16 protein-coding genes are annotated in these 16304 nt (G+C 36.7%); 11 read left to right on the top strand and 5 right to left on the bottom strand.

Annotated elements, in window-relative coordinates:
• Window positions 1-12 precede the first annotated feature (12 nt).
• The 9 genes from F0365_RS12500 (at window position 13) to F0365_RS12460 (ending at window position 10890) form a co-directional block, all read left to right on the top strand.
• Window positions 13-2463, top strand: a complete 2451-nt coding sequence (locus F0365_RS12500; RefSeq protein WP_169933997.1) for a DUF5916 domain-containing protein — start codon at window positions 13-15, stop codon at window positions 2461-2463.
• Window positions 2464-2483: 20 nt separating this feature from the next.
• The gene (locus tag F0365_RS12495; protein ID WP_169933996.1) at window positions 2484-3143 is read left to right on the top strand and encodes an ABC transporter ATP-binding protein; all 660 of its coding nucleotides are present in this window, start codon (window positions 2484-2486) and stop codon (window positions 3141-3143) included.
• 147 nt (window positions 3144-3290) lie between these two features.
• Window positions 3291-4058 (top strand): TIGR02757 family protein, encoded by a 768-nt coding sequence (locus F0365_RS12490; RefSeq protein WP_169933995.1) that lies wholly within the window; start codon window positions 3291-3293, stop codon window positions 4056-4058.
• Window positions 4059-4125: 67 nt separating this feature from the next.
• Window positions 4126-5325, top strand: coding sequence for a GAF domain-containing sensor histidine kinase (locus F0365_RS12485; RefSeq protein WP_169933994.1), 1200 nt, complete (start codon window positions 4126-4128; stop codon window positions 5323-5325).
• Between the two features lie 47 nt (window positions 5326-5372).
• Entirely contained in the window at window positions 5373-7271 is a 1899-nt protein-coding gene (locus tag F0365_RS12480; protein ID WP_169933993.1) for a BatA domain-containing protein, read from the top strand.
• Window positions 7268-8521, top strand: coding sequence for a dihydroorotase (locus tag F0365_RS12475; RefSeq protein ID WP_169933992.1), 1254 nt, complete (start codon window positions 7268-7270; stop codon window positions 8519-8521). The genes F0365_RS12480 and F0365_RS12475 overlap by 4 nt, the downstream gene beginning before the upstream one ends.
• Window positions 8511-8873, top strand: coding sequence for a hypothetical protein (locus F0365_RS12470; protein WP_169933991.1), 363 nt, complete (start codon window positions 8511-8513; stop codon window positions 8871-8873). Before F0365_RS12475 ends, F0365_RS12470 begins: the two co-directional genes overlap by 11 nt.
• 5 nt (window positions 8874-8878) lie before the next feature.
• Window positions 8879-9553: an alpha/beta hydrolase gene (locus tag F0365_RS12465; RefSeq protein WP_169933990.1), complete on the top strand. Its 675-nt coding sequence runs from the start codon at window positions 8879-8881 to the stop codon at window positions 9551-9553.
• A gap of 20 nt (window positions 9554-9573) precedes the next feature.
• Complete coding sequence (locus F0365_RS12460; RefSeq protein WP_169933989.1) at window positions 9574-10890, top strand: DEAD/DEAH box helicase; 1317 nt, start codon at window positions 9574-9576, stop codon at window positions 10888-10890.
• Here F0365_RS12460 and F0365_RS12455 read toward each other — a convergent pair.
• Together F0365_RS12455 and F0365_RS12450 are read right to left on the bottom strand one after the other, a co-directional pair.
• Window positions 10887-11405: a hypothetical protein gene (locus F0365_RS12455; RefSeq protein WP_169933988.1), complete on the bottom strand. Its 519-nt coding sequence runs from the start codon at window positions 11403-11405 to the stop codon at window positions 10887-10889. The two genes, F0365_RS12460 and F0365_RS12455, sit on opposite strands and share 4 nt — an antisense overlap.
• The gene (locus F0365_RS12450) at window positions 11402-12205 is read right to left on the bottom strand and encodes an MBL fold metallo-hydrolase (protein ID WP_240961650.1); all 804 of its coding nucleotides are present in this window, start codon (window positions 12203-12205) and stop codon (window positions 11402-11404) included. The genes F0365_RS12455 and F0365_RS12450 overlap by 4 nt, the downstream gene beginning before the upstream one ends.
• A 48-nt stretch (window positions 12206-12253) precedes the next feature.
• Here F0365_RS12450 and F0365_RS12445 point away from each other — a divergent pair, with 48 nt between their 5' ends.
• Window positions 12254-13741: a TonB-dependent receptor gene (locus F0365_RS12445; RefSeq protein WP_169933987.1), complete on the top strand. Its 1488-nt coding sequence runs from the start codon at window positions 12254-12256 to the stop codon at window positions 13739-13741.
• On the opposite strand, the gene bcp is transcribed toward F0365_RS12445, so the two are convergent.
• Window positions 13736-14185 (bottom strand): thioredoxin-dependent thiol peroxidase, encoded by a 450-nt coding sequence (gene bcp / locus F0365_RS12440; protein ID WP_169933986.1) that lies wholly within the window; start codon window positions 14183-14185, stop codon window positions 13736-13738. The genes F0365_RS12445 and bcp overlap by 6 nt on opposite strands.
• A gap of 37 nt (window positions 14186-14222) precedes the next feature.
• Here bcp and F0365_RS12435 point away from each other — a divergent pair, with 37 nt between their 5' ends.
• Window positions 14223-14882: an endonuclease III domain-containing protein gene (locus F0365_RS12435; protein ID WP_169933985.1), complete on the top strand. Its 660-nt coding sequence runs from the start codon at window positions 14223-14225 to the stop codon at window positions 14880-14882.
• 586 nt (window positions 14883-15468) lie between these two features.
• Here the strand turns inward: F0365_RS12435 and F0365_RS12430 are convergent.
• Together F0365_RS12430 and F0365_RS12425 are read right to left on the bottom strand one after the other, a co-directional pair.
• Complete coding sequence (locus F0365_RS12430) at window positions 15469-15615, bottom strand: hypothetical protein (RefSeq protein WP_169933984.1); 147 nt, start codon at window positions 15613-15615, stop codon at window positions 15469-15471.
• Between the two features lie 75 nt (window positions 15616-15690).
• Window positions 15691-16275, bottom strand: coding sequence for a sigma-70 family RNA polymerase sigma factor (locus F0365_RS12425; protein WP_169933983.1), 585 nt, complete (start codon window positions 16273-16275; stop codon window positions 15691-15693).
• Window positions 16276-16304 lie beyond the last annotated feature (29 nt).

Raw genomic sequence — 16304 nt, 5'->3', positions numbered from 1 at the left:
TGAGAACTCTTTATGCAATTTAAATACATTTTTACCTGGTTAATTATAATTCTCGCTTTCGCGAAAGCGGAATCACAAATAGCTCAAGACACTCTTGAAATCAAGAGAAAAGTGTATAATGCTACTCGGGTAACTACCGTACCTAGCGTCGATGGTGAGCCCTTTGAAAAATTTTGGGATGCTATTCCTACAGGTGGTGATTTTGTAATGACACAGCCGACAAATGGCCAAAAAGAACGAGATACTCATAAGACAGAGTTTAAAATTGCTTATGATGATAAGGCTCTTTATGTTGCAGCATTTCTTTACGACAGCGATCCAGAAAGTATACCCCGACAATTTTCTCAAAGAGATGAAATAGATGCTCAGGCAGATGTGTTTGGCTTCTTTTTAAACACCTATAACAACCAAATCAATCAAACAAAGTTTTATGCCACTAGTGCCAACGCATTGGGTGATGCCATTGCCGAAGGTGGACGTGAAGACTTTAGCTACAATGTTGTTTTTAAATCCGAGACAAGCATTAATAAACTTGGCTGGTTTGTGGAAATGAGGATCCCTTACAGAACACTGAGATTCCCAGAAATAGAAAAACAAAACTGGAGTTTTCAAATTTTTAGAAGAATACGCGCGCTGAATGAAGAGTACACTTATAACTTGATAGATATTACTAAGGGAATAGAAACACAATACGATGCCTTAATGACAGGAGTAGAAAAAATAAATCCGCCGTTGAGATTGAACCTTTATCCATATACCACCATAGTTAATGATCGTTTTGATGGAGTAAACACCACAGAATACAGCGCTGGAATGGATCTTAAATACGGGATCAACGACGCCTTCACTCTGGACGCGACTTTGATTCCAGATTTTGGTCAAGTAGCTTTTGATCAAGTTGTTCTTAATCTGGGACCTTTTGAACAAACCTTTGGAGAAAACAGGGCCTTTTTTAATGAAGGAACTGATTTGTTTAATAAAGGAGGGATTTTCTTTTCTCGAAGAATAGGACAGACACCTAGCGGCTTTGGTAACCTAGAGCTATTAGAAAATGAAGATATTATAGATAATCCCAATAGTGCACAATTGCTCAATGCTGTAAAAATTACGGGAAGAACAAAAGATAGATTAGGTGTAGGTTTTTTAAATGCCATAACCGAAAAGACAGAAGCTACTATTGAAAACTTACTTAATAACGAGCGACGCACAGAAATTACAGAAGCTTTTACCAATTATAACATGTTTATCCTGGACCAACAATTCAGTAAAAATAGTTCTATTGCTTTATCTACAGCAAGTACGATAAGAAATGGGAGCTTTACAGATGCGGTAGTTAATGCTTTGGTGCTCGACCACAACGATAAAAACGCTTCAAATAATTACCGAGCAGAATTAAAGATGAGTAATCGGTTTACTCCTACGGGAACTGAAACTGGTGTTGCAAGCGAGGCGAGATGGCGCAAAACTACTGGTAGATGGAGACCTAGTCTAGCTCACTTTTACCGTGATAAAAATTGGAATCCTAATGATTTAGGACGTAATTTTCAAAACAATACGCAAACCTTTGCAGCAGACTTGAAATACAATCAGTTTACACCTGTTGGTATCTTCAATAGGTACGATGTAGACTTCAGAATAAGACATCGAAGACAAATCGACCCAGATTTACATACCAACAGCGAGTTCAACATCAACCCTTTCTTTTCTACTAGAGAACGTCTGGCATTCGGTGGAGATTTTAATTTCTTTACCAGAAATTTAAATCAATTTGAAGCTCGTAAAACAGGACAAGTCGTGCGGTATGAGCCTGCCTATTTTACGGGAGGTTTTATCTCTACAGATTATCGTAAGAAGTTTGCAACAGATGTGAGAATGGGCCGGCTTAAAAGATTTAATGACCTGGAAGAAAGCTATAACTTTACTTTGAGCCCTAGATATAGATTCTCAGATGAATTCTTGCTTATTTACCGACTATCATGGGACAAAAACGACAATCGTATGAGTTATGTAAATACAGACGTGGACGACAACCCTATAGTCAGTAGACGTCATACACACTCGGTAGAAAACAGAATCTCTGGAACTTATAATTTTAATAACAAGCAAGCGCTGAGCTTGTCATTTAGAAATTTTTGGTCTAGAGCAACATTCAGTCGCGATTTTAAAGAACTTGATTCAAATGGAAGTACTATTCCTACCGATTACACATTGACAGACGACTTTGACCCTGACGCTAATTTTAATGTATGGAATCTAGACCTTTCCTATAGATGGCGTTTTGCGCCAGGTAGTGAAGCTACTTTACTATATCGCAATAGCATATTTAACTTTGATAATCAAGGTGATATAGCTTTTCAAGACAGTTTAGATGAATTGTTCACGCAACCATCTCGACACAACCTATCCCTGCGAGTTACTTATTTCCTAGACTTTAATGATGCAAAAAGATGGTTTAAAGCATAAAAACCCATTACTTTGTTATTATGATTAAAGCAGTACAGATTTATAAAAGTTTTGGTGATTTACAAGTGCTTAAAGGCGTAGATCTAGAAATTAAAGCTGGTGAAATAGCTAGTGTTGTCGGTAGTTCAGGTGCTGGTAAAACCACCTTATTACATATTCTAGGTACCTTAGAAAAACCAGATCTCAGAACCGGTAGTAGTCTTGAAATAGATGGTACAGACATGATGAATCTTAGTGGTAAACAGCTTAATAAATTTAGAAATAAATCACTTGGCTTTATATTCCAATTTCATCAATTATTACCTGAATTTACAGCTTTAGAAAACGTTTGCATCCCTGCTTACATTGCAAACACTGATAAATCAGAAGCTGAGAAACGAGCTAAAGAGCTCCTTTCTTATCTCAAATTATCAGATCGAATGGATCACAAGCCAGGCGCGCTTTCTGGCGGTGAACAACAACGTGTTGCCGTTGCAAGAGCTTTAATAAACAATCCTAAGGTAATCTTTGCAGACGAACCTACAGGAAACCTGGACAGCGCAACAGCTCACGACCTCCATGAATTGATTTTTCAATTGAGGAAAGAATTCAATCAGACTTTTGTTATTGTTACTCATAATGAAGAACTCGCAGACCTCGCAGACCGCAAACTGGTAATGAGTGATGGTAAATTTCTATAAGCATTAGTTTGAATGTCCTGCTTATAAACTCAATTATTTTTGAGCTTATGAAGACTAGCTACATAAGTCTTGCCGGTATGAAGTTATCATTTTTAAGGCTAAAAAAAGGAATGTATATGCGATATTTAAAAATAAAACTGGTTTCATATGAACCGAAAAGAACTTAAAGAATTTCTCGATGTTAAAGTCGAGCAATACAACACCCCAGATTTTATACCTCACGATCCTATTCAGATACCGCATCTTTTTACTGATAAAAAGGATATAGAAATAGCAAGCTTTCTTGTCGCCACCATTGCATGGGGAAATCGCAAGTCCATTATCAATAATGCCAACAAATTGATGACGCTCCTCGATCAATCTCCAGCAGATTTTATAAGAAACCATGAAGAAAGTGACTTGGATAGATTTGATGGTTTTGTACACCGCACTTTTAATAGTGAAGATTGTAAGACCTTTATGCGATCCTTGCAGCATTTAGAAAAGAAGCATGATGGTTTAGAGCACGCTTTCGCGAAAGCGTATCAAGAAAAAGCAAATTTGCAAGAAGCCATCTCCCAATTTAAAACCAGCTTTTTTGAGGTAGATCACTTGCCACGCACCCAAAAGCACGTCAGTGATCCCATGAAAAATAGCAGTGCAAAACGCATCAACATGTTCCTGCGCTGGATGGTGAGAAAAGACAATGCTGGTGTAGATTTTGGAATATGGAACTCCATTCCTATGAGTGCTTTATCACTACCATTAGATGTACATACTGGAAATGTCGCTCGCAAACTTAAACTGCTTAAACGCAAACAAAACGATGCAAAAGCCGTTGCCGAATTGGACAAAATTCTTAGAATATTTGATCCTAAAGACCCTATTAAATATGATTTTGCTCTTTTTGGATTAGGGGCTTTTAAAGAATTATAGCTGAATAAAATTGTGATAATATTAAGAGTAAATTGTGTTAAATTTGTGAAATTTATTCAGCCAACTAATGACTAAAGTACCCTTACATCCTCGTGAATTGGAGCGTCTTGCTTATTTAGAGTCATTTCATATCGATCCCAAACGAGAAAAGGTGCTTGATGAACTCACGGAGTTAGCTTGTAAACTTACTAATGTTCCAAAAAGTTTAATTTCTATAGTTCATAAAGATGAAGTTTGGTTCAAATCTCAAAAAGGACTTCAATTAGATAATTCCCCTAGAGAATTGAGCTTTTGTGCTCATGCAACCGTAAATGATGGTGACTTTTTCTATATGGAAGATGTTCATGAAAATCCGGACTTTAAGAATCTTCCCTTCTTAAAAGAGGAAGAAAGTATTAGATTTTATGCAGGGGTCCAGTTAAAAGATGAAAACAATTTACCTTTAGGTACCGTTTGTGTTCTAGATACTAAGCCACATAAACTAAATAGCGAACAGAAAAAGTCTCTAGAAATGATTGCAGACCTTGTAATGAGGCAGTTACTGCTCAACAAGAAAAATATAGAACTCAAAGAAAAAACAAGATTATTACAAGAAAATAATGAGATGCTCAAGAACTTTGCTAGAGTCGTGTCTCATGACATGAAAATGCCTCTAGCGAGCATGATCCTTACCACTGATCTCCTATCAAAGAAATACAGCAACCAATTGGATGAAGACGGTAAACGTTATCTTCACTCTATTAAAGACACAGCTTTTTCTATGAGTGATTACATAGATAATATTTTGAGCCATTATGAAAGTGACCAATTAGCCATCGATGATAAAGAAGAGTTTGACATTTATTCTATTATTGAAAAAGTAGAAGAAATGCTAGGTCTTAGGGATGATATACAACTCCTTTTTCCTGAAGATAATCTTATCATTAATAGCAACAGTGCTGCTATGGAACAAGTCTTATTAAACCTTATAGGAAATAGTATTAAATACAACAATCAAGAAACTATTGTTATTCAAGTTACAGCAGCTATAACGCCTGAATATTATAAAATTGGTGTGAAAGATAATGGTATAGGTATTCCAAAAGATAAACAGGAAGACATTTTTAAATTATTTACCACATTAAATCAAACAGATCGATCTGGTAAAAAAGGTAACGGTATTGGACTTTCTACCGTTAAAATTCTTGTAGATAAACTAGGTGGGTCCATCAAATGTAATTCAAAAATCAACACTGGAACAACTTTTACATTTACCGTTAAAAAATAAGTGCTTTTTTAAGCAAAGGCAGTATCTTTGAATTGCAATTAGGATAGATGTTATTTAAAAACCCAATAATACTTTACGGTCTATTTTTTCTTATAGTTCCTATTATTGTTCACCTTTTTCAGCTTAGAAAGTTTAATAAAGTATCCTTTACTAATGTTGCCTTCCTCCAACCTTTAATTACCCAAACTAGAAAAAGTCGTCAACTTAAAAAATGGTTGACTTTGTTAGCTCGTTGCGCCGCTATTACCTGTATAGTGATGGCTTTTGCGCAACCCTTTTTACCTGGAAGTAAAACCGCTACTCAAGAAAAACAAACCGCTATCTATCTTGATAACTCCTATTCCATGGAATTAAAAGGTAAAAACGGAGCCTTATATAAAAACGCTACCAGCCAGCTTCTAGAAAAATTACCAGCAGATAAAGTCTTTACCCTATTTACGAATGATAAAGTCTTTGCAAATACCAACAGACAGCAAATCACTAATGAGCTGCTTTCTAATAATTATTCTAACCAAGCACTCACCTTTGATCAAGTGCAACTTAAAGCCTCTTCCCTACTCCAAAATAAGAACGCGGCAAAAGAGATGATCCTCATATCTGATTTTCAAAATAGTACTGGAGAACAATTTCCAGAACCTTTGCAAAACGTAAAAAGAGAACTTCTAAAATTAGAACCTCAAGAAATTAATAACCTATCTATTGATACCGTTTTTATAGAGAGCCAATCTGGCAATAACTTAAAGCTTCAGTTAGGCTTAAGCGCCAATTATAAGGTGGAACAACCTGTAACTTTATCTTTTGAAAATAATAATATTTTACTCGCAAAAACTTCTGTTCTTTTGGAGAATCAATCTGGAACAGCTAATTTTGAAGTAAAGACCAATGAGCCTATTGAGGGAAGAATCTATATAAATGACAATGGAATCTCATTTGACAATGAGCTTTTTATAAGTACAGGTAGGAAGGAAAAAATTAAGGTGTTAAGTATCAATGGCGCCGACTCTAGCTTTCTAGACCGACTTTATAAAGGAGAAGAGTTTGAGTACATCAGCGTAGCAGAAATGGAAGTCAATTATAATTTGATCAAGAATCAAAATATCGTTATCATTAATGAAATGAGTGCTATTCCTGCCAGTCTTAGTGAAGAATTAAATACATTGACCAGAAACGGTGGATATATGGTCGTTATTCCTGCCCAGAAATCTTCAGGATATCAAAACATAGGCTTGACCGGATTAGAATACAACGACTTTTCTAAGAAAATTACCGAGATCAATTTCAATCACCCTTTGTTTAAAGGTGTTTTTAACAAGCAGGTCTCCAACTTCCAATACCCTAATGTAACTGGTGTTTTAAAAACCACAAACGCTATAGATCCTATACTAAAATATGACGACGGAAGCAGCTTTCTATATAAGAATAACACTACTTATTTCTTTACTACAAGCCTAAATTTAGAGAATAGCAACTTTCAGAATTCGCCGCTTATTGTTCCTGTTTTTTATAACATGGCTGTAAATGCATTGCCTATTCCTAAATTGTATTACGAGCTAGGTGAAAGCAACAATATCGCCGTAAATACGAGCCTAAATCAAGACCATATTTTAAGCCTCTCTTACGATTCCTCTGAAATGATTCCTAGACAGCAAGCCTTTGATAGTTATGTACTCGTCACTGCTGGAGAAGAGTTATCTATTGCAGGAAACTATACGGTGAAAATTAAAGAACAAAAGATCTCTACGTTAAGCTTCAATGCAAAACGTCAAGAGAACAAGTTAGCATATTATTCAAATGCAGATTTAGGGGATAACCTTTCAGAATCTATTGATGATTTACTGTACAAACTCAGTCAGGAAGAAAATATCCTTTCTTTGTGGAAGTACTTTGTCATGGGAGCTTTATTCTTCCTAATTTGTGAATTATTGATTTTAAAGTTTGTAAAATGATACTACTTAAAAATGTGATTATCGTCAATGCCGGTTCTGATTTAAACGGCAAAAAAAGAGATCTACTCATTAAAAATGGAAAGATTGAAAAAATAGGTGCTTCAATAAAAGAGGAAAATGCCAAACTCGTCGAGGCGGCAAATTTGCATGTTTCCATAGGATGGATCGATACAAGTGTCAGCCTGGGAGAACCCGGTTTTGAAGAACGACAAACACTAGAAAATGGTGTTAAAGCAGCAGCAGCAGGCGGTTTTACCACCATCATGTTGAATCCAAACAATCAACCGAATCCGCAAGATCAATCGGGAATCAAATATTTGAAAAACGTAACGGCACATCAGGCAGTGAGCATCTTGCCAGTAGGTTCTTTTACCTTAAATCAAAAAGGGAAACACCTGGCCGAATTGTACGACATGCAAGAAGCAGGAGCTGTTTCCTTCTATGATTACAAGCATGAAGTGACTAATGCCAACCTGTTGAAAGTAGGATTGCAATACGCATCCTCCTTTAATGCTGTGGTGCAGTCATTTCCTCAAAATAAGGACATCGCTGGAAAAGGGATGGTCAATGAAGATACCGTTACTACCAACTTAGGACTCAAGTCCATGCCCAGCCTTGCTGAAGAGCTTCAAATAGCGAGAGATTTAAGAATCGCTACTTATACCAATGGAAGATTACACATTCCTACTGTCAGCACGGTAGAAGGTTTAAAGTTGATCAGAGAATACAAAAAGACAGCTCAAAATGTGACTTGTAGCGTTTCCATTCATCATTTGACCTTATCAAGTAACGAATTAGAAACTTTTGATGCCAACTTTAAAATACAGCCACCACTGAGAGATGAAAAAGAAGTAAAACAGCTTCAAAAGTTTCTAAACTCAGGAGTAATCGACGTTGTTACGAGTGATCATACGCCGCTAACGATAGAACACAAAGACCTTGAATTTGACCGTGCAACTGCTGGAACCATAGGCTTAGAAAGTGCTTTTGGTATTTTGAATCAGCTGACTGACCTAGAGACCACTATTGGGTTACTGACTAAGGGTTACCATGTCTTTAATCAGGCAACACCTCAAATAAAAGAAGGACAAATAGCTAATTTGACCCTTTTTGAACCAGAAACAAGCTATACCTTTGAAAAAAGTCATATTGTTTCTACTTCTAAGAACTCTGCCTTTCTAGGAAAAGCTATGAAAGGAACGGTGTTTGGAATTATCAATAATAAAAAAGCCCTCTGGAATGAAAGATAATCCGCCTGCTAAAAACCTCGCGATACTTGCTTATGCCAGCGCGGTATTTTTATACCTGCACCTTATGGTTTTTATTGCTGTTTTTGGTGTGTCTATCATTCTCAATTACAATAAAGGAAATAAATTTGCCAGCTTTCATATCCGACAAATGTTTGGTATAGCTATCATTGCCATAGTAGTTTCTGTATTTGCAGATAACATTCCGAAGGACCAGCTATTACTGCCATTGATTATCATTACCTTAATGGTATTGCTCGCCATATTAGGCTTGATCAGTACTTTGCGCAATCAACAAGATTTACTACCATTTATAGGGAAATACTTCCAGAAATGGTTCACTTTTATTAAATAACCACATTGAACACATCACTTAGTTTACCATATATTACGCGACCAGCGCGTAAGGAAAATGCTCCATTGCTTTTACTACTGCACGGTTACGGCAGTAATGAAGAGGACCTTTTTTCCTTTGCACCAGAGATAAGCGAAGACATTTTTATAGTTTCAGCTCGTGCCCCTTATGAAATGCCTCCTCAAGGAGCAGCATGGTATGCCATCAATTTTGATGCATCAGGTGGTAAGTTTAGTGATAACGATCAGGCGAGAGAAAGCATGGTGAAAATCACTAGCTTTCTAGAAGAATTAAAGGCTACCTACTCTATTGATCCTGGGAATATGAACGTTCTTGGTTTTAGTCAAGGTGCGATTCTTGCTTATGGCTTAAGCCTTTCTCAACCAGGATTGTTCCAGAATGTAGTTGCGATGAGTGGTTATGTCAATGAAGATTTAATTGCAGGAAGAAGTGGACTAGAAGCACGCTTTCGCAAAAGCGAGATCAAAACCAACTACTTCATTTCTCATGGAACGGTAGATCAAGTGATCCCTTATCAATGGGCAAAAAAAGCACCACAGATTATGGAAGAAATCCATGCCGACTATATGTTCAAAGAGTATCCTATAGGACACGGTGTTTCTAGAGATAATTTCTATGATATGAAAGAATGGCTGGAGAAGCGGATTTTAACTCAGTAATTTAAATTAAAATAATATCCATGAATAATTCCATCAAATCACGTCAACAAATTCTGGATAAACTGGGGATTGTTTCTTTAAACGACATGCAGTTACAAGCGCATGACGCCATTACAAATCATAGAGATACAGTGATCATCTCACCTACTGGAACAGGAAAAACATTGGCTTTTCTACTTCCAGTAATCGAATTATTAAATCCAGAGCTTACCGAAGTCCAAGCATTGATTTTAGTTCCTTCTCGCGAGCTTGCCATACAAATAGAGCAAGTGATTAGAGAAATGGGAACAGGTTATAAAGCAAATGCCATTTATGGTGGACGCGCCGGGGCAAAGGATAAGGAAGATTTGCAACACACTCCTACTATTCTCGTAGGAACTCCAGGAAGAATTGCTGATCATTTAAGGCGTGAATCTTTTGACCCTTCTTTTATTAAAACTTTAATTCTAGATGAATTTGATAAATCGCTGGAGACTGGTTTTGAAAAAGAGATGAAAGAGATAGTAGGTTCATTGCCCCATGTGACTCGTAATATCCTGACCTCGGCCACTTTTAAAGTGAAAATTCCTGAATTTGTAGGATTAGAGAATCCCCAGGTGTTGAAATTTGAGAAGGAGACCGGTAGTGTACTACAGATTAAAACCATGGCGTCGGATTCTAAGAACCGTTTTATCAATCTCGAGCAAATCATTGCTCGAACTAGCAATGGTAACGGTATCATCTTTTGTAATTTTAAAGATTCTATTGAAGAAGTCAGTGAGTTTCTAAAAAGCAGGAATATCTCTCATTCGGTCTTTTATGGCGGGCTCGAGCAACGGGATCGCGAGCGTGCGTTGATCAAGTTTAGGAACGGAACCCACCAGCTATTGCTAGCCACAGATCTTGCGGCTCGTGGAATAGATGTGCCTGAGCTGGATTTTATTATTCATTACGAGCTTCCTTTTCACAAAGAAGAATTCACCCATAGAAATGGTCGTACAGCTAGAATGCATGCCAATGGAACGGCTTATATTTTGCACAATAAGAAACATAAACTTCCTGATTATATAGGAGAAAGTACGCCTCTAGAATATGCAGAGCGATTAAAAGTAACCCACCATCAAAAATGGGAAACACTCTTTATTTCTGGTGGAAGAAAAGATAAAATCTCCAAAGGAGACATCGCTGGGTTGTTCTTTAAACAAGGCAACCTAGGTAAAGAGGAACTGGGCGAAATTGAATTAAAGCAAGACTGTGCCTTTGTCGCAGTACCTTTTGAAAAGGCTTATAACCTCACCCAACAGCTCAATAATAGTAAAATTAAGAAACGTAAAGTGCGAATTTATAGATTGGATTAGTTGTTTGTATTCTTGTCAAACAACAAGGCTTTAATCGTTTCCATCTCTACTTCTTTCTTCTCATTGATATCATATCGTATAACGACATCACCCCAGCGATCGTTATCGGTGAAGTTAGCGAGCACCCATTTGTGATTGATAAACTTTGTATCGTTGATTCTAAAACCACGGCCTTGACCTATATAAGGAACCAATGGATTACCACCTTCCTTAATATTGAGCTCTAACAATTGATCTCTAACTAGAGCCTCCACTTCAGAAGCTTCTAAACCCATGCTGTCTAAATAATTTTCTGATTCAGGGTTTCCCTTTAAAGAAAAAACCGAATTTTCATAATCGGCTTTTACTTCTGTAGACAGAGCCTCTTTACGCTCTTGATCTGTTTCATAGAGCTCTTTTCTAAGACTTTGCACTTGGTCTTCTAGCTTTTCTTGATATTTTCTACCATTAACGTAGATGACCAATGCAATTAAGGATGCAAAAATAAACAGGTATAAATAAAAACTTTTTATCAATGTGATGTAATTTCAAGGTTATCGTATGCCAAAAATACGTTTTCAGGAAGTGTTTTTTGCACTTCATCATGAAAACCTAGGTGATGACTTATATGTGTAAAGTAAGTACGTTTAGGTTGTAATTCCCTTACTAATTCTAATGCTTCTTCTAGATTAAGGTGTGTAGCATGAGTTTCTTTACGCAGCATATTAAGTACCAAAACATCTAGATTTTTAAGCTTCTCCTTTTCGCCTGGAGCGATGGTCTTCACATCAGTCATATAGGCAATATCTCCTATTCTATAACCATGAACTGGTATATAACCGTGGTCTGCCAAAACAGGAATCACACGAATACCGTCTATTTCAAAAGACTCCTTTTCAAATTCATGAACGTCTAATGTAGCTACACCTGGATATTTATTTTCGGTAGTAAATATATAACTGAAGCGTTCTTTAAGGGCATTATGAACTCGAGAAGTCATGTAACATTGCAAGTTCCCTTGACGAAAGTAGAACGGCCTTAAATCATCTAATCCTGCCGTATGATCAGCATGTTCATGGGTGAATATCATAGCATCAATAGCAGAAACTTCTTGTGTGAGCATCTGCTGGCGGAAATCAGGACCACAATCGATGATGAAACGCTTGTCATTTACTTCAAACATAGCACTCACTCTAAGACGTTTATCCTTAGAATTCTCACTCAAACACACTGGATGTGAGCTACCTATAACAGGAATTCCTTGTGACGTACCAGTTCCTAAAATCGTAATTTTTACTTCCATAATTGTTTTATAAAAGTATTGATATTTTTTCATTAAAGTAGCGTTGTTTCCTACCTTTGTATCAACACCAAAATATACAAAATGGGTTTAAGCTTACCAGGAGATCACGATTTTGAATCTGTTCCATCCATAAAAAACAAAGTCCTTAGAATTAACCTGAACCGTAACATTTACGGAACCTTTGCCGAAATAGGTGCTGGACAAGAAACGGTTAGACAATTTTTTAGAGCTGGTGGCGCTTCTGGTACTATTGCAAAAGCAATGAGTGCTTATGACAAGGATTTCTCAGATTCTATTTATGGGATTCAAGATGACGGACGTTATGTCACAGAGTCCAGATTAGTGAAAATGCTGGATCACGAGTCCAACCTTATTGAAGAAAGACTTTCTCGAGAAAAACATCCAGAAAAATTATTCTTTACTTATGCTAACACCGTAGCAACCATTGACTTTGCTAAGCGATACTTAGGACATGGCTGGGTAGGAATTAGATTTCAAGCTTCCCCTGAAGAGGATTATTCAGAGATTATACTACATGTGCGTTTTAAAGAACGCGATGCTAGATTGCAACAAATTACATTGGGTATTCTGGGAACTAACTTGATATATGGTGCTTTTTATAAGCATGATAACCCTAGAAAATTACTGGAATACCTATACGATCATATCGATAAGGATAAGATCGAGATTGACATGATTAATTTTGCTGGTCCGCGTTTTAAAGATGTAGATAATCGTTTGATGAGTTTACAGCTTCTTAAACACGGAATGACTGAGGCCGTAATGTTCGGACCTGATGGGAATAATATTTTAAGTGCTCGTATCCTTTATAAGAAAAATGTATTGGCACTGCGAGGTAGTTTCCGTCCGGTAACTAAAGTAAACATGGATATGTTTGAAACTGCCCGCCGCAGGTTCTTAAAATCAGGTAGGGTAAAAGAAGAAAATGTAGAAACCATATTTGAAATAACCCTGTCTAACTTAAGAGCCAGTGGAGAAATAGACGAAAAAGACTTTATGCACCGAGCAGAGCTGCTTTGTTCCCTTGGACAGACCGTTATGATTTCTAACTTTAAAGAATACTATAAGTTAGTAGAGTACTTTAATAATTATACTAAAGAACGTATAGGTCTAGTAATGGGGGTCAATAATCTAGTAGAGATTTTTGATACTAAATATTATACGCACTTGAGTGGTGGAATTTTGGAAGCTTTTGGAAAACTATTCTTTAAAGATTTGAGAGTTTATCTTTACCCCATGCTCGATCAAGAAACTGGAGAGTTGACAACAAGCGAAAACCTAAAGGTACATCCTCGCATGAAAGAACTTTACAAATTCTTTAAATACAATGGTAAACTAAAAGACCTAGAAGACTATAATCCTGATATCCTTCATATTTTCTCTAGGGAAGTATTGCGTATGATTGACGCAGGAGAAGATGGATGGAAACAAATGTTGCCCGAAGGAATTCCCACTTTAATGGAAAAGGAGAACCTCTTCGGTTGCAACAATAACGAGCAAAATTCTAATAAGGATGCTGCATCTCACACAGAAGACGCCCCCTTATAAAATTTGAGCCGCGTGATCTTTGGTTTTTACCTTTTGAATCACATCAGTGAGCACGCCCTTTTCATCTATTACAAAGGTGGTGCGGTGAATCCCGTCGTATTCTTTACCCATAAACTTTTTAGGACCCCAAACTTGAAAAGCATTTAACAGCTTATGATCTTCATCTGCAAGAAGATCGTATGGAAGTTCATATTTAGTTTGAAAGTTCTTTTGTCGTTTAGGACTATCAGCACTTGCTCCTAAAATCTCATAGCCGCTTGCGCGAAAACGATCTATATTATCCCTTAAATTACACGCCTCAGCGGTACAACCTGGTGTACTTGCTTTAGGGTAAAAGAATAAAACCAATTTCTTACCGGCAAAATCCGATAAAGAAACGGTTTGTTCATCTTGATTAAGAATTGAAAAATCTGGAGCTTTATCTCCTACTTTTAATGAAGTCATATCGTATTTTTGAATGAATTAAAGTATAAAGATAGGAATGAACAAATTAGAAAAAGTTGCATTTATCATAAATAAGCTGGAAGAGTTATATCCAGAAATTCCTATACCCCTAGATCATACCGATCCATTCACCTTATTGATTGCTGTTTTAATGAGTGCGCAAAGTACAGACGTACGGGTCAACAAGATCACACCGCTGCTATTTGATCGAGCAGATAATCCTTATGACATGGTAAAACTGAGCGTAGAAGAAATACGCGAGATCATCAAACCTGTCGGGCTCTCTCCTATGAAAGCTAAAGGAATCCATGGACTTTCTCAAATCCTGATTGATAAACATAAGGGTATCGTCCCAAGAACTTACGAGGAATTAGAAGAGTTTCCAGCCGTAGGACACAAAACCGCTGCCGTAGTAATGGCGCAGTCATTTGGTATTCCTACGTTTCCTGTAGACACCCATATTCACAGATTGATGTACCGCTGGAATCTCACCAATGGAAAGAACGTGGTACAAACAGAAAAAGATGCTAAAAGACTCTTCCCAGAGGAAGTATGGAATGACTTGCATCTTCAAATCATTTGGTACGGCCGTGAGTATAGCCCTGCGCGTGGTTGGGATATGGAAAAAGATATTATTACAAAAACTGTAGGGAGAAAAACGGTGTTGGATGCTTATTATAAGAAGAAAGGGAAGTGATTTTCCTTAATTGTTAACAGATAGTTCTAGCAGATTCCAGATAAATTTCACATCTAGACGTTTCCTACACTTCTAACATCTACTCTGAAATTTTCTGGGAGGACAACCATATCAAATTGCATCGCAAATACCACTTGCCTACCGACATTTCCCTAAAATAAAGCCATAATTTAAAATTACATGAATTTGATTATAAAATTCTCTAATTACCGTTTTCCCTTAAGGCGATGGACGGAGCCTATCGAAGTGGAAAATAAAGATTAAATATTTGCGATGCTGAAAATATATGGAGATAAACCCTACAGACCTCAGATAAATTTAGAACAAACTGAAGACCGCATTATTCATTGAGAAAGATTACTGAGATCCCTAATAAATTTGGAAGAAGTTACATTTAAAGATTCAGGATATTAAATCCAAACTTTCTGGGGTAATGTCATGATAAGCATATCAAATAATATAAGTGTCAGGAACCTACTTCTCTTTAGCGCAAGCAAAACCATCACAAAAGAGAAAACCCATTCTCAGTAGCTTTGAGAATGGATTTTCAAATTGAAAACAAATATTGACACCAGGCTGAGAGGTGTCAATTGTTAAGTGTTTCAAACGTCATGTTCTTATATCGTGTAACACTTAATGCTTTTGAAAAGTCGAGCAAGAATTTTACCGTCTCCTCTTTGGGTCCCGAAGGTTTCACTGGTTCTGGAAATGATTCATTGTAAAGTTGTGCCATGTTGTAAGTAAGTTTAGTTTTGAATTAAACGTACTTTTTGTAACTATATTATAAGAATCAAATAAAATACTAAAATTATCTTGTTAATATGATATTATGCTTACCGATTACCTTACGTAAATTAATAAGCGCATAACGCATTCTTCCTAATGCTGTATTGATACTTACATCGGTAGATGCAGCTATTTCCTTAAAGGACATTTCTTTAAAAATACGCATGGTAAGCACTTCCTTTTGATCATCTGGCAGCTCTTCTATCAGACGTCTAACATCTTCATGCATCTGACTGGTAATCATTTCATATTCCATACTTTCCTCTCCATCGCTGATCACATCAAAGATGTCAAAATCATTACGAGACTGAAATTTAGGCATGCGCTTATTACGTCTAAAATGATCAATAACTAGATTGTGCGCAATACGCATTACCCAAGGAAGAAATTTACCCTCTTCATTATAGTTCCCCTTTTTAAGCGTGCGAATAACCTTAATGAAGGTATCTTGAAAAATATCTTCTGTAATGTCTCGGTCCAGTACCTTGGAAAAAATAAAACTGTAGATTCTTTGTTTGTGACGGGTGATAAGGATTTCTATACCTTTCTCATTACCCTCGATGTACTGCATTACCAATGCAGCATCTTGTACGTTTTCTAATTTCATATTATAACAACTTTGATGACCTCAGAACA

Origin of the sequence: Nonlabens sp. Ci31 (genome assembly GCF_012974865.1) — a bacterium.
In the GTDB taxonomy this organism is placed as follows: Bacteria; Bacteroidota; Bacteroidia; order Flavobacteriales; family Flavobacteriaceae; genus Nonlabens.
The sequence above is the reverse complement of the archived record's forward strand: the minus strand, read 5'-3'. Positions and strand labels throughout refer to the sequence as shown.

Coding starts and splice junctions, on each gene's coding strand:
- F0365_RS12495 (WP_169933996.1), top strand. CDS start 2,484: ATGATTAAAGCAGTACAGATTTATAAAAGTTTTGGTGATTTACAAGTG.
- F0365_RS12435 (WP_169933985.1), top strand. CDS start 14,223: ATGAACAAATTAGAAAAAGTTGCATTTATCATAAATAAGCTGGAAGAG.
- F0365_RS12485 (WP_169933994.1), top strand. CDS start 4,126: ATGACTAAAGTACCCTTACATCCTCGTGAATTGGAGCGTCTTGCTTAT.
- F0365_RS12430 (WP_169933984.1), bottom strand. CDS start 15,615: ATGGCACAACTTTACAATGAATCATTTCCAGAACCAGTGAAACCTTCG.
- F0365_RS12445 (WP_169933987.1), top strand. CDS start 12,254: ATGGGTTTAAGCTTACCAGGAGATCACGATTTTGAATCTGTTCCATCC.
- F0365_RS12450 (WP_240961650.1), bottom strand. CDS start 12,205: ATGAAAAAATATCAATACTTTTATAAAACAATTATGGAAGTAAAAATT.
- F0365_RS12470 (WP_169933991.1), top strand. CDS start 8,511: ATGAAAGATAATCCGCCTGCTAAAAACCTCGCGATACTTGCTTATGCC.
- F0365_RS12480 (WP_169933993.1), top strand. CDS start 5,373: ATGTTATTTAAAAACCCAATAATACTTTACGGTCTATTTTTTCTTATA.
- F0365_RS12425 (WP_169933983.1), bottom strand. CDS start 16,275: ATGAAATTAGAAAACGTACAAGATGCTGCATTGGTAATGCAGTACATC.
- bcp (WP_169933986.1), bottom strand. CDS start 14,185: ATGACTTCATTAAAAGTAGGAGATAAAGCTCCAGATTTTTCAATTCTT.
- F0365_RS12500 (WP_169933997.1), top strand. CDS start 13: ATGCAATTTAAATACATTTTTACCTGGTTAATTATAATTCTCGCTTTC.
- F0365_RS12460 (WP_169933989.1), top strand. CDS start 9,574: ATGAATAATTCCATCAAATCACGTCAACAAATTCTGGATAAACTGGGG.
- F0365_RS12490 (WP_169933995.1), top strand. CDS start 3,291: ATGAACCGAAAAGAACTTAAAGAATTTCTCGATGTTAAAGTCGAGCAA.
- F0365_RS12475 (WP_169933992.1), top strand. CDS start 7,268: ATGATACTACTTAAAAATGTGATTATCGTCAATGCCGGTTCTGATTTA.